This is a genomic window from Actinoallomurus purpureus (assembly GCF_024055795.1).
GTDB lineage: Bacteria > Actinomycetota > Actinomycetes > Streptosporangiales > Streptosporangiaceae > Actinoallomurus > Actinoallomurus purpureus.
Map to the genome: position 1 here is coordinate 210,019 of NZ_JAMXMY010000002.1, position 20,061 is coordinate 230,079.

A 20,061-nucleotide genomic window follows, 5' to 3' on the forward strand; every position below is an offset into this window, starting at 1 on the left:
CCGGAACCGTACTTCCGGCCGGTGCACGCGCCGGACCGGGACCCGCACAGTGAACCGCATGCCTTTCACGGAGAAGAACGTATGAGCGGCGCGGTCCTGCGGGCACAGGGGCTGGGCAAGAGATACCGGGGGCGCTGGGCGCTCTCGGACTGCACGCTCGAGGTCCCGGAGGGGCGGGTCGTCGGCCTGGTCGGCCCGAACGGTGCCGGGAAGACCACCCTGCTGAGCCTGGCCGCCGGCCTGCTGACGCCGACGTCCGGCACGATCGAGGTGTGCGGCGGACGCCCCGGTGCGGACCGGGCGCAGCTGGCCAAGGTCGGCTTCGTGGCCCAGGACACGCCGACCTACGCCCGGCTGACCGTCGCCGAGCACCTCACGCTCGGCGCCCGGCTGATCCCGAGCTGGGACATGCGGCTGGCACGGGAGCGGGTGCGGCGGCTCGGCCTGCCCCCTGACCAGCGGGCCGGGAACCTGTCCGGGGGCCAGCGTGCCCAGCTCGCCCTCACCCTCGCGGTCGCCAAACGACCGCGGCTGTTGATCCTGGATGAGCCGGTCGCCGCCCTGGACCCGCTCGCCCGGCGCGAGTTCCTCCAAGAACTGAGCGACGCGACCGCCGGCCGGGAGATCAGCGTCGTGCACTCCTCCCACCTGGTGTCCGACGTGGAACGGGTCTGCGACCACGTCATCGTGCTCGTCGGCTCCCGCGTGCGGGTCGCCGGGGACGTCCGCGGGCTGTTGGCCGCACACCACCTGGTCCGCGCGCCGCACCTCGACCCCGCCGCTCTTCCCCCGGGTGTGCACGCCGTCTCGGCCGACCGCACCGACCGGCAGACCACCCTGCTCGTCCGCGCCGACGCTCCGATCGACGGCCACGGCTGGGCGGTCGCCCCGGTCGGCCTCGAAGACCTTGTCCTGGCCTACATGAGCCGGTCCACCCCGGCCCTGGAGGGGCACCGATGATCTGGCTCGCCTGGCGGCAGTTCCGTACGCAGGCGGCGGTGGTGTTCGGCGCCACGGCCGTCCTCGCCGCCCTCCTCGCGGCCACCGGCCCGCGGCTCGTCCACCTGTACCACGCCCACGGGAGAGCATTCCTCGACGAGCTGGGCGGCACCGAGAGCAGTTTGTACCTCATCGGCACCTTCGCCGTGCTCTTCACACCCGCCCTCGTCGGTACGTTCTGGGGCGCCCCGCTCGTCACCCGGGAGCTGGACGCCGGAACGCACCGGCTGGCCTGGACCCTGACCACTCGCACCCGCTGGCTGGTCACCAGGCTCGGGGTCGTCGGCCTGGCCGCGATGGCCGCCACCGGGCTGCTCAGCCTCGCGGTGACGTGGTGGAGCGACCCGATCGACGCGGCCATCGCCGAGAACAGCGGCGGCCCCGGCCCCGGGGTCTTCCTGCTCCCGCGCATGCATTTCCTGATCTTCGACACGCGCGGGGTCGTCGCCATCGGCTACGCCGCGTTCGCCTTCGTCCTAGGCGTCACCATCGGCGTCATCGTCCGGCGGACCATTCCCGCGATGGCCGTCCTCCTCGTCCTGTTCACGGTCACGCAGGCCACGATGGCCCTGGGAGTCCGGTCGCACCTGCTGCCTCCGGAACACGTCACCACCAGGATCAGTTCGGCGAACCTCACCCTCATCGACATCACCGGGAACCTCACGGTGACGATCGACAAGCCCGGCGCCTGGATCGTCTCCCAGCACACCGTCAACGCCGCCGGTCAGGTGGTCTCCCCGCCCTCCTGGGTGGAGAAGTGCCCGCTGCAGACACGGCAGGGGTCTCACGCCTGCTTCGACCGGCTCACCGCCCTCGGCTACCGGCAGTTGATCAGCTACCACCCCGCCGGCCGTTTCTGGACCTTCCAGTGGGAGGAGACGGCGATCTACCTCGCCCTCGCGCTCCTGCTCGGCGGGTTCTGCACCTGGTGGCTCCGCCGCCTGTCCTGACCACGGCCTCGCCTCGGCGGCGCACTTCGCCTCCGCCATCCAGAAAGGACTCCCTGAATGCGGACCGACCGCACGTCGACCGAGAGGCGACGTCTCTTCAGACCCGGCACGGCCCCTGCCAGACTTCTCCGGCCCGCCACCGCCGTGTGGGCGGCGGGACTGCTCGCCGCCGTCTCCCTACCCGTGGCGATCGCGCGGTCGGACGATGGTGCGGCGGCGACGACCGCCGCGTCGGAATCGGCTCCCATGCTGACGTGGCAGGCCTGCGACGGGGACTTCCAGTGCGCGACCGCGCGGATACCCCTGGACCACCGGAATCCGCGCGGCAGGACCATCAGCGTCGCCGTGATGCGGCACCGCGCGACCGATGGCGCGCACCGCATCGGCTCGCTGTTCGTCAACGGCGGCGGCCCCGGCGCGCAGCTCGCGGGTTTCACCGCCGCTTACCGGCACGTGCCGTCGGCCTGGCGGGCCCGGTACGACATCGTCGCCTTCGACCCCCGGGGCTTCGGCCAGAGCACGGCGGTGCGCTGCTTCCCGACCGCCGAGGCGGAGAGCGCGTTCCTGTCCGGCGCGCCGATCGGCTTCCCCGTCGGCGCCCGGGAGACATCGGCCTGGGTCCGTACGTGGTCGCGCTTCACCGCGCGATGCACCACGCGCGATCGCGACCTGCTCGAACACGTCAGCACGGCCGACGTGGCCCGCGACATGGACCTGCTGCGCCAAGCCCTCGGCGACCCCACGCTCAATTATGTGGGCCTGTCGTACGGCACTCTTCTCGGCACCACGTACGCCAACCTGTTCCCCGCCACGGTCGGGCGGATGGCCCTGGACGGGAACGTCGACCCGGTCGCCTGGACCGACGGGAAGAGCGAGTTGCCGAGCTTCGTTCGCGAGGGTAACGACCAGGCGTCCGCCGCGGTCCTGAAGGACTTCCTCGACCTGTGCGGCAAGGCGTCCCAGGCCAAATGCGCCTTCTCCGCGGGCACGGCGACGGCGACGCGTGCCAAGTACGCCACGCTGCTGGGGCGCCTGCGACGGCATCCCGTGACCATGGGTACACCGCCGGACACGCAGACCTGCGGCTACGCCTGCGGGATCCTCAGCATTCCCCTGGGCAGTGTCTCCATGTGGCCGGAAGCAGCCGAACTGCTCCAGCAGATGTGGGAGAAGTCCTCCGGGCGGACCACCTCGTCCACCGCGGTCGAGCGGCAGCCCGGCTCCGGTGAGTCCGCCGCCCCCTCGTCGGAGGCCTACACCGGCCGGGAGCAGTACCTCGCCACGGTCTGCTCCGACAGCCCCAATCCGCGTGACCCGCGCGCCTACGAGGCCGCCGCGCGGCTGGCCTCTGCCAGGTCCGGCCCCTCGGGCCTCGAACCGGCGTGGGTCACGGAACCGTGCGCGGGATGGCCACTGGGCAAGACCCGCTACACCGGACCGTGGAACCGGCGTACGGCCAACCCCATCCTTCTCCTCAACAACACCGAGGACCCGGCCACCTCCTACCGGCAGGCGGTCACGGTCTCCCGGACCCTGGCCCGTGCCCGCCTCCTGACGGTCGAGGGCTACGGCCACACCGTGTTCTCGAACCCCAGCGCGTGCGCCATGGAGCACGAGACCCGCTACCTGCTGACCGGTGCCCTCCCGCCGACCGGCACCGTCTGCAAGCAGGACACCGCCCCGTTCTCCTGATCCGAGGTCGGCCCGCCCGAGCGGGGCTTCCAGGGACGGCCGATGCGCCCACTTGCCCATGCGCGGCATGGGCAAGTGGGCGCATCCGTCCTCGCATCGGCACGGTCTGCTCCACCGAGGACGTCCTCGCCTGCCTGCCCTGAACACGCCGCGCGTCGGCGTACGTAAAGCTCGGTGAAGCTGATCGACGAGTTGCGATATGACGCTTTTAGGGCCGGTTCGCTCGCAGTCGGTAAGCGCGTTCACCGAGCGTTCCGCTCGCTGCTTTCGGCGGCCTGCGTCCACGTGCCCAGGCCGAGTTCGGCGAGGAAGCGCTGGGCCTCGTCCGGAAACCTGGAATCCAGGTTGTCAAGCGGTCCTTTACGATGGACCTTGATCGACAGGGAGCTTTAGCTGCGGAGGCCGGCGAATGCCGGGAGAAAACCTGCTCTACCTCCAAGTCGCTGACGCTTTGCGCCGTCAGATCGTCGAGGGCGAACTGGCCGCCGGCGCGAGGCTTCCCTCCAGAGCCCAACTCGCCGAGCAGTTTCACGTGAGCGAGAACGTCGTCCGCCGGGCCATCGACGTGCTCATGGCCGAAGGCCTCATCGAAACGCGGACCGGTGCGCGGCCGACCGTCCGGCCTCGGCCGCAGCTGCGCCGCCTCACCCGTTCCTGGTATCGCGAGCAACGCGGCGGATCGCCGTTCCGCGCCGACATGCGGGCCCAAGGTCACGAGGCCGACTGGACGTGCAGGTCGACGACGACGACCGCTCCGGCGGGCATCGCCGAACGCTTGCGGGTCGAGCCCGGCGCTCCGGTGATGCGCAGCGACTACGTGTTCACGTCGGACGGCGAGCCGGTCATGATCAGCACGTCCTATGAGCCGCTGGAGCTGACCCGAGATACGCCGGTCATGCTGCCCGAGCGCGGTCCGCATGCCGGCCGTGGCGTACGGGACCGGATGGCGGTGATCGGGCAGCGCATCGTGACCGCGGCCGAGGTGGTGACGGCCCGCCCCGTCACGCAGGACGAGACGACGGCGCTGAACGCCAGCGCGGGCACCATCGTGATGGTGATCCAGCGGACGTACTGGACGGAGGAGCGGCCCGTGGAGACGGCGGACATCGTCGTGCCGGTCGACCGCTATGAGCTGCTGTACCTCATTCCGGTCGAGGGCGAGTGACCGGAGACCACGCCGTAGCCCAATGCCACGGAGTCGACGTACGAAACGCTCGGTGAAGCTGATCCACCAGCCGTGAAACGTCCCTGAAATCCCGGTTCACCCGCAGCCGGTGAGTGCGTTCACCGAGCGTTCTGTTCGGTCAGGGGACGTCGCCGCCCTGGGTACGGTGCCGCTCGTCGTCACCGAGCCGCGCCCGTCGGCGGAAGAGCGCTCAGCTGACGACGTCCTTGTTCCGGAAGCGGCGGACGGCCAGGGCGATGAAGACCGTCGCGTACGACGCGGACAGGGACGCGCCCTTCAACATGCCGGTCCACTCCAGGTGCGGCTGGAGGGCGTCGGTCCAGGCGAACATCCAGTGCGTCGGCAGGAACTCCCGCCAGTGGCCGAGCGCGGTGACCGCGTCGATGATGTTGCTGAGAATGACGAGGCCGACCGCGCCGCCGACCGCGCCGAGCGGCGAGTCGGTGGCGACCGACAGCAGGAACGCCAGGGCGGCGACCAGGAGTTCCGACGCCAGGATGTAGCCGACGATGATCAGCATCCGGGTCAGGGCGGTGCCGTTCGGCAGGGCGGCGTCCCCGCCGGGGACCCGCAGGCGGGCCCAGCCGAAGACGTAGATCCCCGTGATCATCGCCATCGTGGGGAGGCTGACGACGGCCAGTGCCGCGTACGCGAGGGCGACGATCAGTTTCTGGCGCAGCAGCCGCGTGCGCGGGACGGGGGCGGCGAGCAGGTAGCGCAGGGACGCCCAGCCCGCCTCGCTCGCCACGGTGTCGCCGCAGAACAGCGCCACCGCGACGACGAGCAGGAAGCCCGCCGACGCGAACAGCGTGAACGCCGTGAAGTTCAGCGCGCCGGCCGTCGCGACGGAGACCAGGCCGGGGGTGTTCGCGTCGGCCGACGGCGACCCGCCGATCTTGAAGGCGGCCGCGAGCACCCAGGGCAGGGCGAGCAGGACCGCGAACGTGATCCACGTACGGCGCCGGCGCAGCTGGCGGACGGCCTCCACGCGCAGCGGCAGCGTCCGGCGCGCCCGGTAGGCGCGGTCGCCCGACCGCTGATCTCCGACGAAACCGTTCACGACCCCTCCCCGATGAGGGTGAGGAAGGCGTCCTCCAGGCGGCGGTGCGGCGTGACGCGGTCGACGGGCACACCGGCGGTGACGAGCGCCGCGACGACGACCGACGGCGCGGAGCCGTCCAGCCGGACGAGGACGCCCGGTGCGTACGGCTCCACGGCGTGGACCCCCTCCAGCGTGGTCAGCACGCTCATGGCGCGGTCCACCTCCGATGTGCCGATGAGGATCGAGCCGTCGTGCCCGGCGATCTCGGACACGGGGCCGGCGGCGACGAGCGTGCCCCGGTGCATCACGACGACGTCGGTGCAGGTCTGCTCGACCTCGGCGAGCAGGTGGCTGGAGATGATGACGGTCCGGCCCTCGGCGGCGTACCGCACGAGCACCTCGCGCATCTCGGCGATCTGCGGCGGGTCGAGGCCGTTGGTCGGCTCGTCGAGCACGAGCAGGTCGGGCAGGCCGAGCATGGCCTGGGCGATGGCGAGCCGCTGCCGCATGCCCTGCGAGTAGGTGCGCACGGGACGGCGGATCGCGTCGCCCAGCCCGGCGATCCGCAGCGCCTCGTCCATGTGCGCCTCGCCGCGCCCGGCGGCCTTCCAGTACAGCTCCAGGTTGTCGCGACCGGACAGGTGCGGCAGGAAGCCGGGGCCCTCGACGAACGAGCCGAGCCGGGCCAGCACCGGTGCTCCGGGCCGTACGGGCTCGCCGAAGATGCGGATCTGACCGGCGTCGGGATGGATCAGGCCCATGAGCATGCGCAGGGTGGTGGTCTTGCCCGCGCCGTTCGGCCCGAGCAGGCCGCAGACCTGCCCGGGTTCGACGCGGAACGACAGGTCGTCCACTGCGAGGTGGCCGTTCTTGTACCGCTTGGTCAGACCGCTGATCTCCAGCGGCACGGCGGCGTCGCCGCGTTCGCCACCGCGCCGGCGCCGCCCGCGCCCGGTGGCCACCAGCGCCACGGCCGCGGTCCCGGCGATCGCCGGGAACCCCCACACCCACCAGGGAAGGGGCGTCGCAGGGGTGCGCAGCGCCGGGTCGACGGGGACGGTCAGCGGGCCGTCCACCGACACCCGGTAGGAGGCGGGCCGCGCCGGTGAGGCGAATCCCATGTCCGTGGTGCTGAAGACGACCCGGATGCGGTGTCCCGTGTCGAAGCGGTGGTCCATTGCGGGCAGGGCGACGTCCGCGGCACCGGCGACGTTCAGGGGGGCGACGAGCCTGCGGGCCGGTTCGGCCTGGCCGTCCGGGCCCACGTCGTACACCTTGGCGAAGAGCGTCGCGAGGCCGCCGGCGACCCGGACGCGTACGCGCGCCGACCCGGTGAGCTGCACGGGGGCGCCCAGCGGCTCGGTGTCGAACGCCGCCGACTGGCCGGGCATGTCGAGCTGGGCGCCGCCGGTGCCGAAGCCGCTCACGCCGCCGAGCGCGCCGAGGCCGGGCAGGGTGGAGATGGACGCGGGGGAACCGCCGGCCGGATTCTGGATCGTCTGTTCCTGCCCGTCCAGCGGGAGCGCGCGGCGGGCGGTACCGGACAGGCCGGAGTAGCGGCGCGCGGTCGCGGCGGTGACGACGACGCGCTGGGTCGAGGAGTCGATGCCGCCGGTACGGGTGACGGTGAAGCCGTTCGACGCCTGCGCGGACGCACCGGACGCCTGTGTCGAGCCGCCCGGCGCCTGCGCGGATGCACCGGACGCCTGTGTCGAGCCGCCCGGTGCCTGCGCGGACCCGCCGGCCCCCTGCGTCGGGCCGCTGGACGCCCGCGCCGGTCCGTCCTTGAGGTAGTGGTCGAACCAGCCCGTGACCAGGCCGTGGATCCGTGACGTCTCCGGGTCGCCGCCGTCGTGGCCGCCCTGGAACCAGACGACCTTCACCGGCGCGCCGGTGACCGCGCGGGCGTTGCCGTCGGCCTGGTCGAGGGGGAAGAGGGAGTCCGACTGGCCCTGGACCAGGAGGGTCGGCACGTGGATCCGGCCCGCGACCGACGACGGGCTGGATCGGCGCAGCGTCGCGATCGCCTCGGGCGTGGGCCGTCCCGTCTCCGCGACCTTCTGGTACATCGCGCACAGCGACGGCAGGAACCGTCCACAGGCTGTGGACGACGCGCCGCCGGTGAAGAAGACGCCGGCCCAGACCTTCTTGAACACGCCGTTCGCGGCGCCCCTGCCGGTGGCGTCGGGGAACAGCGAACCGGCCAGGTCGTACCAGGTGATCTGCGGGGCGATGGCGTCGACGCGCCGGTCGTACGCGGCGGCCAGCAGGGAGATCCCGCCGCCGTACGACTGCCCGGCGACGCCGACACGCGGATCGCCGGGTCCGTCGAGGCGCACCTCGGGGCGGCGGGCCAGCCAGTCGATCAGCTGCCGGACGTCCTTCACGTCGTAGTCGGGGGAGTCGAGGGTGATCTCGCCTTCCGAGCGGCCGAAGCCGCGCGCGGACCAGGTGAGCACCGCGTACCCGTGCCGGGCCAGCCGTTCGGCCTCGGCCCGCGTGTCGTCCTTGCTGCCGCCGAAACCGTGAGCCAGCAGAACCGCCGGGGCACGTCCGCCGCCGGCGGGCGCGAAGAAGGTGGTGTCGAGGCCGACGTGCCGGTCGTCGCGTGGCCCGTCGACGACCGCGATGCGCTGCTCCGACGCCCGTACGCGCGGCTCTCCGGGCAGCAGGGCCCAGGTGATCCCCACGGCCGGCACGGCCATCGCACCGACGATCGCCGCCCACCGTCCCCGCATCATGAGGCACGACCCTACGCGGCATGTAACAGAATGCGGACATCGCGCGGACGGTGTCATGACACTGCATGGCGATCTTGGTCCACATGTCGTATCCGAGGACTCTGGACATCCGGACCCCGGCGCTGCCGCGCCGCCATCGGTCGGCCGCCTGCAGCTACACGACGTGCCCCTGATCGGCCTCAGAGCGAGTGCGGCGCGGGCGGCAGCTCGCGTTCGGCCCAGGACGGGACCAGCGAAAACATCGGGGCGCTGGCGCGTCGGGCCGTCCGCATGATGCGATTGACCCGATCACGGCCTGACCCATGGCCAGATGCTTCCGCCCGCCCCCCCCCCACGCGGAGGAGACGACACCTTGAGGTTCGCGGTTCACCGGTCCGCCCGCCGACCGGCCTCTCCGCACGGACACCCCCCGGAGCCCGTCGGCGACGCCGAACCCGGCACGACGCGTCCGATTCCTCCCGCGCAGGCGCCGCCCTCTCCGCACGGACCCGAGCCCGCCGAGGACGCCGAGCCGGGCACGACGCGTCCGATTCCTCCCGCGCAGGCGCCGGCCTCCCCGCACGGACCCGAGCCCGCCGGCGACGCCGAGCCCGGCACCACGCGTCCGATTCCTGCGCAGTCCCCACCCGTCGCGCTCCCGCCGGGTGTCCCTGACACGACAACCTCCGGCGGCGGGAAACCGTCCTCCACGGGGAGACCCGAGGATCGGAGATCGGTGATGCGGATCGTGCGGCGTGGGGGTGCGCGGCCCGCCGGCAGGTCGGTGGTGGGCACCGCGCGACGCGCCGGCGCCCGACCGGGACTCATCGCGATCGTCGTCATCCTGTGGCTCGTCATCGCGGTCATCGCCCTGACCGGGACGCTCATCGTCGCGTTCTCCCAGGAGCATCCGACGCGCTTCCCCGCCCCGCTGAAGATCTATCCGGTCGCGCAGCAGCTGCCGGGGCAGCAGTGCCCGGCCGGCGTGCAGGGCATCGTGGGCCAGAGCGGTATCGGCCCCGTCTGCTACGAGCTGGCGAACGGCATCAGCATCAAACGGGTGAACGATATCCACGTCGAGCAGGCAAAGAACGGTGGGTACGCCGTCTCGATCAGCCTCATCCCCGCGGACGGCCGGGCGCTCAAACGCCTCACCCGCAACGCCGCCGGCCGCGCCTTCGCCCTGACCGTGCGCGACCAGGTGGTGGCCGCGCCCCGGGTGAACGCCCCCATCACCAAGGGCCGGGTGCTCATCACCGGGAACCTCAGCCGCAGCGCCGCCGAGGACATGGTGAACCGGTTCAAGACCGGAAAGGGCGTCCCCGTACCGACCCCGGCGCCCGTCTGGACGCCACCTGCGCCGACCCCCAACCAGACGCCCACCCCCACGCCGTCCCCGACTCCGACAACGACGACGTCGCCGAGCTCGACACCGACCTCGACGACCACGTCGACTCCGACGCCGGGCGCCACGTCGTCGTCGGCCTCGCACGAGCCCCAGTCGGTCTGATCAGCGGTCGAAGGAGCCGTGGCGGCCCGCGCCGTCCTGGAATCGCCGTACGCCGGTCAGGCCGGTCTCGTCCAGGACGGCCCGGCCGTGGCGGAACTCGCCTGCGATCGCGACGTCCTCCTCCAGGCCCCGCTGTTCGAGCAGGGACATGCGGTCGTGCCGCAGGCAGTCCTGCGGGAACCCGGCGATCTGCGCGGCCAGTTCCTCCGCCGCCTCGCGCGCCCGTCCCGGCGGAACGACGCGGTTCACCAGACCCATCTCCCGCGCTTCGGGCGCCGACACGGCACGGCCGGTCAGGATGAGGTCCGCCGCCCGCGACTCACCGATCAGGCGCGGCAGGCGTACGGTGCCGCCGTCGATCAAGGGGACGCCCCAGCGGCGGCTGAAGACTCCGAGCACGGCGTCCTCCTCGGCGACGCGCAGGTCGCACCAGATCGCCAGCTCGAGCCCGCCCGCGACGGCGTGACCGCTGATCGCCGCGATCACCGGCTTGGACAGCCGCATCCGGGTCGGGCCCATCGGGCCCTCCGCGCTGTGGGACACGTCATGGGCGGAGGCGCCCGCGCTGGGCGGATCGACCCGGTTGCTGCGATCGGTGCCCAGCGCCTTCAGGTCCGCGCCCGCGCAGAAGGTGCCGCCCTCGCCCCACAGGACGGCCACGTTCGCCTCCGCGTCGCCGTCGATCTCCCGGAACGCCTCGGCCAAAGCCCGCGCGGTCGGCCCGTCCACCGCGTTGCGCACCTCGGGGCGGCTCAGCACCACCGTCGTCACCGGGCCCCGCTTCTCCACCCGTACGCTCATGACACCGCACCATCCCACGATCGGCGTGCGGGCGGAAACGCGGCGGTGCTCACCACCGCGCGCGTCTCCTCGCTCGCTTCGCGGCCGGCTCGTCCCTTACCGGCCAGTCCGCTCGCTCGCCGCGGTCAGTCGATGCGCCAGGTGTCGCCGCTGCCGAGCAGGGCGGTCAGGTCGCCGGCGCCATGCTGGGCGATGGCCTCGTCGATCTGGGCCCGCATCAGCTCGTCGTACGACGGGCGCTCCACCTGCCGGAAGATCCCGATCGGCGTGTGCTCGAACGTCGGCGAGTCGAGCCGGGACAGCGCGAACGCGAGCGACGGGTCCGGATTCCGGGCGTCGTGCACGAGGATGTCCGGGGAGTCCGCGGGTACGACCTCCAGCGGCCCGGAGGCCGACCGCCGCAGCGCCTTGTCGCGGTCGGCGCCGAACACGATGGGCTCGCCGTGTTCGAGCCGGACCGTCACGTCGTCACGGGTCTGCGGGTCCTTCAGCGGCGCGAACGCGTCGTCGTTGAAGATGTTGCAGTTCTGGTAGATCTCCACCAGCGCCGTGCCGTTGTGGGTGGCGGCCTCCCGCAGCACCGACTGCAGGTGCTTGCGGTCCGAGTCGATCGTGCGTGCCACGAACGACGCCTCCGCGCCGATCGCCAGCGAGATCGGGTTGAACGGGGAGTCCAGCGATCCCAGCGGCGTCGACTTGGTGATCTTCCCAACCTCCGACGTCGGGGAGTACTGGCCTTTGGTCAGCCCGTAGATCCGGTTGTTGAACAGCAGGATCTTGAGGTTCACGTTGCGGCGCAGCGAGTGGATCAGATGGTTGCCGCCGATCGACAGCGCGTCGCCGTCACCGGTCACCACCCACACCGACAGGTCCGGGCGCGAGGACGCCAGCCCGGTCGCGATCGCCGGGGCGCGCCCGTGGATCGAGTGGAACCCGTAGGTGTTCATGTAGTACGGGAACCGCGACGAGCAACCGATGCCCGAGACGAAGACGACGTTCTCCCGCTTCAGGCCCAGCTCCGGAAGGAAGCCCTGCACCGCCGCGAGGATCGCGTAGTCACCGCACCCGGGGCACCAGCGGACCTCCTGGTCGGTCTTGAAGTCCTTCGCGGTCTGCCGCTCGGGGTCCTTCGGAACGAGGGCAAGGGGGTCGCTCATGAGTTGATCACATCCCGGATGACGTCCGCGAGCTCTTCGGCCTTGAAGGGCAGGCCACGGACGCGGTTGTAGCCGATCACGTCGACGAGGAAGCGGCCGCGCAGGATCAGCGCGAGCTGACCGAGGTTGATCTCCGGCACGACCACCTTGTCGTACGAGTGCAGCACCTCTTCGAGGTTGGCCGGGAACGGGTTCAGGTGGCGCAGGTGTGCCTGCGCGACGGTGCCCCCGGCGGCGCGGATGCGGCGCACGGCCGCGGTGATCGCGCCGTACGTGCCACCCCAGCCGAGCACGAGCACGCGTGCCTCGCCGGAGGGGTCGTCCACGGTCAGCGGCGCGATGTCGCGGGCGATGCCGTCGATCTTCGCCTGGCGGAGCCGCACCATCAGGTCGTGGTTGTTCGGGTCGTAGGAGATGTTGCCGCTGCCGTCGGCCTTCTCGATCCCGCCGATGCGGTGCTCCAGCCCCGGGGTGCCCGGCACGGCCCACGGCCGGGCCAGGGTCTCCGGGTCGCGCTTGAACGGCTGGAAGTCCTCCTCGCCCGCCTCCGCGAACGCCGGCTCGATCTCCGGCAGCGAGTCGACCTCGGGCACCTGCCACGGCTCGGAGCCGTTCGCGAGGTACCCGTCGGACAGCAGCATGACGGGGGTGCGGTACTTCACCGCGATCCGCGCGGCCTCGATCGCGACCGCGAAGCAGTCCGACGGCGTGCTCGGCGCGACCACCGGCACCGGCGACTCGCCGTTGCGGCCGTACAGCGCCTGCAGCAGGTCCGCCTGCTCGGTCTTGGTCGGCATGCCCGTCGACGGGCCCGCCCGCTGCACGTCGATGACGACCAGCGGCAGTTCCGTCGCCATGGCCAGGCCCACCGTCTCGCTCTTCAGCGAGACGCCCGGACCGGACGTGGTCGTCACGCCGAGCGCACCGCCGAACGACGCGCCGAGCGCGGCGCCAACCGCCGCGATCTCGTCCTCGGCCTGGAACGTCCGCACACCGAACCGCTTGTGCTTGGACAGCTCGTGCAGGATGTCGGAGGCCGGCGTGATGGGGTACGACCCGAGGAACAGCGGCAGCCCGGACCGCACGCTCGCCGCGATCAGCCCGAACGCCAGGGCCATGTTGCCCGAGATGTTGCGGTACAGCCCCGGCGGCAGCGTCGCCGGCTTCACCTCGTACGACACCGAGAACGACTCGGTGGTCTCGCCGTAGTTCCAGCCCGCCTGGAAGGCCGCGATGTTGGCCTTCATGATCTCGGGCTTCTTGGCGAACTTCACCTCGAGGAAGCGGACCGTCGCGTCGGTCGGCCGGTGGTACAGCCAGGACAGCAGACCGAGCGCGAACATGTTCTTCGCCCGTTCGGCGTCCTTCTTGGAGATGTCGAAGTCCTCGAGCGCCTTCACCGTCATCGACGTCAGCGGCAACGAGTGCACGCGGTATTCGCCGAGCGAGCCGTCCTCGAGCGGGTTCGCCGCGTAGCCGACCTTGGCCAGGGCACGCTTGGTGAACTCGTCGGTGTTCAGGATCAGGTCCGCGCCGCGCGGCAGGTCGCCGACGTTGGCCTTGAGCGCGGCCGGGTTCATCGCGACCAGGACGTTCGGCGCGTCGCCCGGCGTGAGGATGTCGTGGTCGGCGAAGTGCAGCTGGAAGCTGGACACGCCGGGCAGCGTGCCGGCCGGCGCGCGGATCTCGGCGGGGAAGTTGGGCAGTGTTGACAGGTCATTGCCGAAGGCGGCCGTCTCCTGAGTGAAGCGGTCGCCGGTCAGCTGCATGCCGTCACCGGAGTCACCGGCGAAACGGATGATGACGCGGTCGAGTTGCCGGACCTGTTTGGTCACAGAGCAGGACCTCCTCGACGAGCGGCACTCGGGCGGAGGGAGGCGTCCGCGTCCGACGTGCCACTTAGGCTTACCTTCATGCTACGTCCCGGATCACATGGTTATTTCAACATCGGGCATTAGAACGTGGCTTGTGAGATGTGTCGCAGCGCCCAGTGAACCGCCCCGCCGGCATCCCCGCCCCGTACTGACTTCCCAGGTCACGGCATGGGTATACATCCCGGCGGCGGCGTGGCGCGCCGCGGCGGGCGGCCGGATCAGGCCGCCGGATCCGGACACAGCGCGCTCGCCGACCGGCAGAGGTCGACGTGCAGGCGCGTGAAGAACAGGGGTCCGGACACCCGCCGAACTATAGGGCCTCGGCCTCGCCCCACCGTGAAGCGGGGAGGGCGCGGCATGTCCCCGGCAGCCTCCCGGGCCCTCAGCCGGTCCGCTGCTCCTGTGCCAACTTGCCGAGCAGCACGTTGACGTCAGCGGAGGAGTTGACGGTCGCGTCGAACGACGCCTTCGCGTGGATGGTGAACCGTCCGCTGTGCGAGCGGTACCAGGACGACCACGATCCGCTGCTGGTCCGGCAGGACATCCCCACCTGATGATCCGCGCTCGTCGACGCCGTGTCGGTGCAGGTGGACACGGTGCCGCCGGACCCGCTGAAGGCCACCTTCATGGTGACGTGGACGGCCCCTGAGGACTCGCTCACCGTCGTCGCCCGGATGTCGGCGCGCACCGTACAGCCCGGCTCGCCGCAGCTGCCGAACTTCACCTTGCTCATCGGCTCCACGGTCAGGTCGGGGTCGTAGGCGTTCGTCAAGCCCTGCACGTCGGTGTGAAGTGCCGTGAACACCGCGCCGACACTGGAGGCCGGCAGAGGCGTGACGTCGAAGGTGTACCGCTCCGGCCCGAAGTTGCCGTCGAACCGGACGAGGCGGTGCGCCTTCTCGGCGATGTAGTACGTCCGTGTGCCGACCCTCATCTTGAGGGTCGCAACCCCGTTGACCTTGGTCCGTTCCGCCAGCGGATCGTTGACGGCCTGCCGCAGGGCCGCCGCGAGCCGCGCCGGGGACAGGTCGGCCAGGTTCAGCGTCGAGAGATCCTCAGGAGCCTTCGTCCACGTGCCGTCCGCCTTGCCGGCCCGCTCGGCGGACAGTCCCTGGGCGGTCCAGAAACTCGTGCCCGCCTTGAGATAGGTCGTCCCGCCGACGTCCACCCGGGTGATCCGCGAACCGCTCACCGTGTAGGTGCCGCGTGCGGTTCCCGCCTTCGTGACACTGAAGCTCGCCTGCCCTCCGGCGTAGACGCCCATCAGATTGACACCGGCCGTCTGGCCGAGGGCCTGGCCCGCCTTGTTCGCGACCTTCCCCGAGATCTTCTTCGGATCGTTGTCGGGGCCGCTGAGCGCCACCACGCCGATGACGGCCAGGATGACGAGGAAAACACCGCCGCCGACCAGCGTCGCGACCAGAGGCCCTTTGGACTTCTTCGCCGGCTGCGGCCCGAACCCGTACGGCTGCGGGGGCATGCCCCACGGCTGCCCGCCGCCCCAGCCCGGCGGCCCACCAGGGCTCCCAGGATACGGCCCGGCGCCCGGATACGGTCCGGGCCCGACGGGACTCTCGCCGTACGGCCCGGGCCCGACCGGAGTCTCCCCGTACGGCCCGTACCCGACCGGAGCGCCCGGGTACGGCCCAGGCCCTCCGGGGCCGCCTGGCAGAGGCCCGCCTGGCATGGGAACCCCGTGCACGGGCCCGCCTGGCACGCCAGGCCACCCGGTTTCACCACCGGCAGGCCCGCCTGGCACGGGGCCGCCCGGCCACCCGGCCTCACCACCCGCAGGGCCGCCGGGCATTGCGAAACCACCCGACCCATCGGGCGGACCGGACTGCACCGAAGGTGTCGACGATGGCGGCCCCGACGGGTCCGACCACGCACCGGTCTCGGCGGGCGGTACGGAAGTTCCCGGCCATACGCCGGTCGCGGCAGCAGGCCCGGTCGGGCCGGCCTGGTCGTCCGGCCGAGGCGGTTCGGCAGAAGAGAGCGGGTCGGACGAAGAGAGCGCGTCGGACGAGGAGGGGTCGGAGGAGTCATCCACCGGTGCCTCGGCCCACGCCTGCGGTCGCGGTGGGACCGGCTGCTGGTCCTCCTCCGATCCCGCTGCTCGCGGGGGCGATTCGAGTGGGCCGGACGGCGTGCTCGGCGCCGAACCTTCGGGCTGCGCGGACGGATCCGTCTCCGGCGGCGGCGATTCGGCGTGCTCGACCTGGTCCGGGTTCTCCGGCTGTTCCGGCTGTGCCGGCGACGGCCCCTGAGCGCCGTCTCGATCCCTGCTCAAATGAAGTCCCCTGTATTAACGATCGTCGCCGTGACCCTATGTTTGCGCTGATCGTCGGACAAGACGGGGAACCGGTTCTGTTACCCGGTCGATGCCCGTACGCCCGCCCTCCCCTTCCGCCGCATCCACCTGCAACGCCCGCGCGGGGTCTGCGGCCGCCGACACTTATCCACAGGTTGTGGAGAAGGTCTGGCCGTGGTCGCTCACCTCACTCGCCCGTACGGTCGTGGACTGCGCCCGCACGCTCTCCCTGAGCGAGGCGGTCGTGGTCGGCGACTCCGCATCGTCGGGTCGGCGGAGGGCGGCTCACCGTGCGGTTCGCTCACCGCCGCGCGGTCCGCCGGGGCCTGTCGGCGGCGGGAACGGTCGTGCGCCGGCGGCCGACCGGATTACGCTGATCCCCGTGCACGGCTATTACGGGAACTACCTCATGATCGTCGTGCTGTTCGTGATCGGTGGTGCGATCGTGGGCGGCGCGCTCCTGGTTAACCGGGCTCTGCGCCCGCACCGGCCGACCCGGGAGAAGCTCACGACGTACGAGTGCGGCGTGGACCCCGTCGGCGAGGGATGGGCACAGTCGTACGTCCGCTACTACGTCTTCGCCTACCTGTACGTCGTGTTCGCGGTGGACGCGGTGTTCCTCTTCCCCTGGGCGACGGTCTTCTCCGCCAAGGGATACGGCTACGTCACCCTCGGCGAGATGTTCGTCTTCCTCGCCTTCATCGCCGCCGGTCTCGCGTACGCGTGGAAGAAGGGTGTCCTGGGCTGGGTATGAGCCCGCCTTCCGGTGCTCGAGAGGGTTCGGAACCCCGGTCCGGCGTGTGCTCCACGACCGCCGCCCTCACCACCTTGTCGCCAGCGCGGCGCGGGGACGCGTAAGAATGGGGGCATGGGTTCCGTCGATCTCCCCGAACCGCGTATCGGGCCCGCCTCCCGGCTCGCGCCGAAGCCGATCAAGTTCGTCCTCAACTGGGGGCGGCGGTACTCCCTGTGGGTGTTCAACTTCGGGCTGGCCTGTTGCGCCATCGAGTTCATCGCGACGTCGATGTCGCGCCACGACTTCATCCGGCTGGGCGTCATCCCCTTCGCCCCGGGGCCGCGGCAGGCCGACCTGATGGTGGTCTCCGGCACGGTCAGCGACAAGATGGCGCCCGCCGTGAAACGGCTCTACGAGCAGATGCCCGAGCCGAAGTACGTCATCTCGTTCGGCGCCTGCTCGAACTGCGGCGGGCCCTACTGGGACTCGTACTGCGTGACCAAGGGCGTCGACCAGATCATCCCGGTCGACGTGTACGTTCCGGGCTGCCCGCCGCGGCCCGAGGCGCTCCTGCACGGGATTCTCAAGCTGCAGGAGAAGATCGCCGCGGAGTCGCTGGGCGAGCGGTACACCGGGGCCGGCGAGGCGGTCGCGCCGCCCCCGCCGGCCATGCGGAGGCCTCCGACGCCGGCGGTGCTGCGCCGCCCGCTCGTACTGCCGCCCGTGCCCGAGCCGGAGGAGATCGCGGCCGCCGAGCAGCCCACGCAGAAGCTGACTCCGCTGCGAGACGGCGTCGGGCCGGCCGGAACGCAGGAGCTTCCGCCGCCCGCCGTCCCCACCGGTGAGGCTCCGGCCGGGAGCCAGGACACCGCCGGGACGCAGGAGTTCCCCCTCCCGGACGCCGCCACGTCGGGGGAGCCGATCTCTCCGGCCGCCGAGACGCAGGAGATCCCGGTGGTGGATTCGGCGACGACCCAGGATCTGCCTCCGGTCGATCAGGCGGGCACGCCCACCGAGGAGCTCCCTTCGGTGGAGGAGGTCCGCAAGGCCGCGGAGGACAAGGTCGCTGAGCAGCCGACCGAGGTGCTGCCGGCGGTAGGAGACGCGGAGACGATTCAGGAGCCTCCGCCACCGGTCGAGGAGGCCGGTAAGCCCACCGAACAGCCGAAGGAGGTCCTGCCTTCGGAGGAGGTCCGCAAGGCCGCCGAGGCGTCCCCCTCCGTGGGCGAGACCGCGGATGAGGAGAAGTCCTCCGGCCGCCTGGCGGGCGGTGGAGCGGCGGATAAGGGGGCGCGGTGGTTGAGCGGCCGGTTGCGGCGTTTCGCCGAGCCGCCGCCCGTTCACGGCGACACGGACCACACGATCATCCCGGGGCTGAGCGATGACGATTGAGCTGGCGGTGGCGTGGGCGCGCCGGTTCGGCGACGACGTGCGTACCGAGGACGCGTTCGGCATGCTGACCGTCGATGTGCCGCCGGAGCTGTGGGAGGAGGCGCTGACCTTCGCGCGGGACGACCTCGAATGCGGCTTCTTCGACTGGCTGACCGCCGTCGACGAGCTGGAGCGCGGGTTCGCGATCGTCGCGCACGTCCACTCGCTGGAGCACGGGCACCATCTGCTGGTCCGTACGGCCGTTCCGCGTGAGGACCCGCGGCTGGTCAGCGCGACCGCCATCTACCGGGGCGCGAACTGGCACGAGCGGGAGACGCATGAGATGTTCGGCGTGATCTTCGACGGGCATCCGGACCTGAAGCCGCTGTTGCTTCCGGACGGGTTCGAAGGGCATCCGCTGCGCAAGGAGTTCGTGCTGGCCGCGCGGGTGGCCAAGCCGTGGCCGGGGGCGAAGGAGCCCGGGGAGTCCGGGCACGGGGCGCCGAGCCGTCGCCGCATGCTGCCGCCCGGGGTGCCGCAGGACTGGGGGCCCGCCGCCCAGAAGGGCGCCGGCGGGGACGCGGGCCCGGGTTCGCGTCGCGGTGACGCGTCGGCGGGCGAGGCTTCCGCGGACCGGCCGGTACGCCGGCGGGCACGCGGAATCGACCCGGAGGGCGGCGATGTCTGACGTTCTGGTCGTCGTCGTCAAGCTGCTGCTGGTGGTCGGCGCCTTCGCCGTGCTGCCGCTACTGGTCGGGCAGGCCGAGCACAAGGTCATGGCCCACATGCAGGGCCGCCTCGGCCCGATGTACGCGGGGGCGTTCCACGGCTGGGCCCAGCTGGTCGCGGACGGGGTGAAGTTCGCCCAGAAGGAGGACGTGATCCCGGCCGCCGCCGACCGGCGGATCTTCTCGCTCGCCCCGGCGGTCGCCCTGATCCCCTACCTCGTCGTGCTGGTCGTGGTGCCGGTCGGGCCGCACGGTCAGGTGGCCGTCTCGATGGACGCCGGGCTGTTCTTCGCGCTGGCCATGATCGGGGTCGGCGTGCTGGGCGCGATCATGGCGGGCTGGGCGAGCGCGAACAAGTACAGCCTGCTCGGCGGCATGCGGGTCGCTGCGCAGCTGCTGTCGTACGAGCTGCCGATGGTGCTGGCGGCGTCGTCGGTGGCGATGGCGGCCGGCAGCGTGAACCTCACCACGATCGTCGACCAGTGGCGGTGGTGGTGGCTGCCCTGGCAGGTGATCGGCGGGGTGGTCTTCTTCATCGCGGGCCTGGCCGAGCTGCGCCGCCCGCCTTTCGACATGCCGGTCGCCGACTCCGAGATCATCTTCGGCCCGTACACCGAGTACGCCGGACTGCGCTTCGCCCTCTTCCTGCTCGCCGAGTACGCCGGGATCGTGGTGCTGTCCGCGCTGACCACCGTGCTGTTCCTCGGCGGCTGGAGGGGGCCGGTGCTCGATGAGCAGCTCGGCTGGCTCTGGACGCTGATCAAGGTGTTCGCGCTGTCGTTCGTCGTGATCTGGCTCCGGGTGAGCTATCCGCGACTGCGTGAGGACCAGCTGCAGAAGCTCGCCTGGGCCGGTCTGGTGCCGCTCGCCCTGATCCAGCTGGCCCTCACCGGCGTCATCAAGATCGCCATCGGCTGAGCCGCGGCGGGCGGCTTCGGTCGCCCGCCCCTCCGCCTACTGAAATCTCACGCTTTGTCCGTCGAG

General features: G+C 71.5%; 16 protein-coding genes. 9 read left to right on the forward strand and 7 right to left on the reverse strand.

The window, feature by feature from the left end; genetic code table 11:
- Positions 1 to 81 precede the first annotated feature (81 nt).
- From NE236_RS05610 to NE236_RS05625, 4 genes are all read left to right on the forward strand, one after another.
- Entirely contained in the window at positions 82 to 960 is an 879-nt protein-coding gene (locus tag NE236_RS05610) for an ABC transporter ATP-binding protein (RefSeq protein WP_252840723.1), read from the forward strand.
- A complete protein-coding gene (locus NE236_RS05615) occupies positions 957 to 1,949 on the forward strand; it encodes an ABC-2 membrane transporter-related protein (protein WP_252840724.1) in 993 nt (330 codons plus the stop codon). The genes NE236_RS05610 and NE236_RS05615 overlap by 4 nt, the downstream gene beginning before the upstream one ends.
- Positions 1,950 to 2,006: 57 nt before the next feature.
- Positions 2,007 to 3,641, forward strand: coding sequence for an alpha/beta hydrolase (locus tag NE236_RS05620; RefSeq protein WP_252840725.1), 1,635 nt, complete (start codon positions 2,007 to 2,009; stop codon positions 3,639 to 3,641).
- A gap of 409 nt (positions 3,642 to 4,050) precedes the next feature.
- A complete protein-coding gene (locus tag NE236_RS05625; RefSeq protein WP_252840726.1) occupies positions 4,051 to 4,806 on the forward strand; it encodes a GntR family transcriptional regulator in 756 nt (251 codons plus the stop codon).
- 211 nt (positions 4,807 to 5,017) lie between these two features.
- Here the strand turns inward: NE236_RS05625 and NE236_RS05630 are convergent, their stop codons facing one another.
- On the reverse strand, positions 5,018 to 5,887 hold the full coding sequence (locus NE236_RS05630) for a DUF2705 family protein (RefSeq protein WP_252840727.1): 870 nt from the start codon (positions 5,885 to 5,887) through the stop codon (positions 5,018 to 5,020).
- On the reverse strand, positions 5,884 to 8,610 hold the full coding sequence (locus NE236_RS05635) for an alpha/beta fold hydrolase (RefSeq protein WP_252840728.1): 2,727 nt from the start codon (positions 8,608 to 8,610) through the stop codon (positions 5,884 to 5,886). The genes NE236_RS05630 and NE236_RS05635 overlap by 4 nt, the downstream gene beginning before the upstream one ends.
- Positions 8,611 to 9,328: 718 nt before the next feature.
- Between NE236_RS05635 and NE236_RS05640 the strand changes: the two genes are divergently transcribed.
- The gene (locus tag NE236_RS05640) at positions 9,329 to 10,099 is read left to right on the forward strand and encodes a SecDF P1 head subdomain-containing protein (protein ID WP_252840729.1); all 771 of its coding nucleotides are present in this window, start codon (positions 9,329 to 9,331) and stop codon (positions 10,097 to 10,099) included.
- On the opposite strand, the gene NE236_RS05645 is transcribed toward NE236_RS05640, so the two are convergent.
- The 5 genes from NE236_RS05645 to NE236_RS05660 form a co-directional block, all read right to left on the reverse strand.
- Positions 10,100 to 10,900, reverse strand: a complete 801-nt coding sequence (locus NE236_RS05645) for a crotonase/enoyl-CoA hydratase family protein (protein ID WP_252840730.1) — start codon at positions 10,898 to 10,900, stop codon at positions 10,100 to 10,102.
- A 125-nt stretch (positions 10,901 to 11,025) separates the two neighbouring features.
- Positions 11,026 to 12,057 carry a 2-oxoacid:ferredoxin oxidoreductase subunit beta gene (locus NE236_RS05650; protein ID WP_252840731.1) on the reverse strand — a complete coding sequence of 344 codons (1,032 nt, stop codon included), beginning with the start codon at positions 12,055 to 12,057 and terminating at the stop codon, positions 11,026 to 11,028.
- On the reverse strand, positions 12,054 to 13,892 hold the full coding sequence (locus tag NE236_RS05655) for a 2-oxoacid:acceptor oxidoreductase subunit alpha (protein WP_252840732.1): 1,839 nt from the start codon (positions 13,890 to 13,892) through the stop codon (positions 12,054 to 12,056). The genes NE236_RS05650 and NE236_RS05655 overlap by 4 nt, the downstream gene beginning before the upstream one ends.
- Positions 13,893 to 14,149: 257 nt before the next feature.
- Entirely contained in the window at positions 14,150 to 14,290 is a 141-nt protein-coding gene (locus NE236_RS44975) for a putative leader peptide (protein ID WP_372494249.1), read from the reverse strand.
- 23 nt (positions 14,291 to 14,313) lie between these two features.
- On the reverse strand, positions 14,314 to 15,411 hold the full coding sequence (locus tag NE236_RS05660) for a hypothetical protein (RefSeq protein WP_252841164.1): 1,098 nt from the start codon (positions 15,409 to 15,411) through the stop codon (positions 14,314 to 14,316).
- A 988-nt stretch (positions 15,412 to 16,399) separates the two neighbouring features.
- Here NE236_RS05660 and NE236_RS44345 point away from each other — a divergent pair.
- The 4 genes from NE236_RS44345 to nuoH all read left to right on the forward strand — a co-directional run bounded on the left by NE236_RS44345 (position 16,400) and on the right by nuoH (position 19,995).
- On the forward strand, positions 16,400 to 16,996 hold the full coding sequence (locus tag NE236_RS44345) for an NADH-quinone oxidoreductase subunit A (RefSeq protein WP_252840733.1): 597 nt from the start codon (positions 16,400 to 16,402) through the stop codon (positions 16,994 to 16,996).
- 114 nt (positions 16,997 to 17,110) lie between these two features.
- Positions 17,111 to 18,370, forward strand: coding sequence for an NADH-quinone oxidoreductase subunit B (locus NE236_RS43320; RefSeq protein WP_289849960.1), 1,260 nt, complete (start codon positions 17,111 to 17,113; stop codon positions 18,368 to 18,370).
- The gene (locus NE236_RS05675; RefSeq protein WP_252840734.1) at positions 18,360 to 19,037 is read left to right on the forward strand and encodes an NADH-quinone oxidoreductase subunit C; all 678 of its coding nucleotides are present in this window, start codon (positions 18,360 to 18,362) and stop codon (positions 19,035 to 19,037) included. Before NE236_RS43320 ends, NE236_RS05675 begins: the two co-directional genes overlap by 11 nt.
- Positions 19,030 to 19,995 carry an NADH-quinone oxidoreductase subunit NuoH gene (nuoH, locus tag NE236_RS05680; protein ID WP_252840735.1) on the forward strand — a complete coding sequence of 322 codons (966 nt, stop codon included), beginning with the start codon at positions 19,030 to 19,032 and terminating at the stop codon, positions 19,993 to 19,995. The genes NE236_RS05675 and nuoH overlap by 8 nt, the downstream gene beginning before the upstream one ends.
- Positions 19,996 to 20,061: the final 66 nt, after the last annotated feature.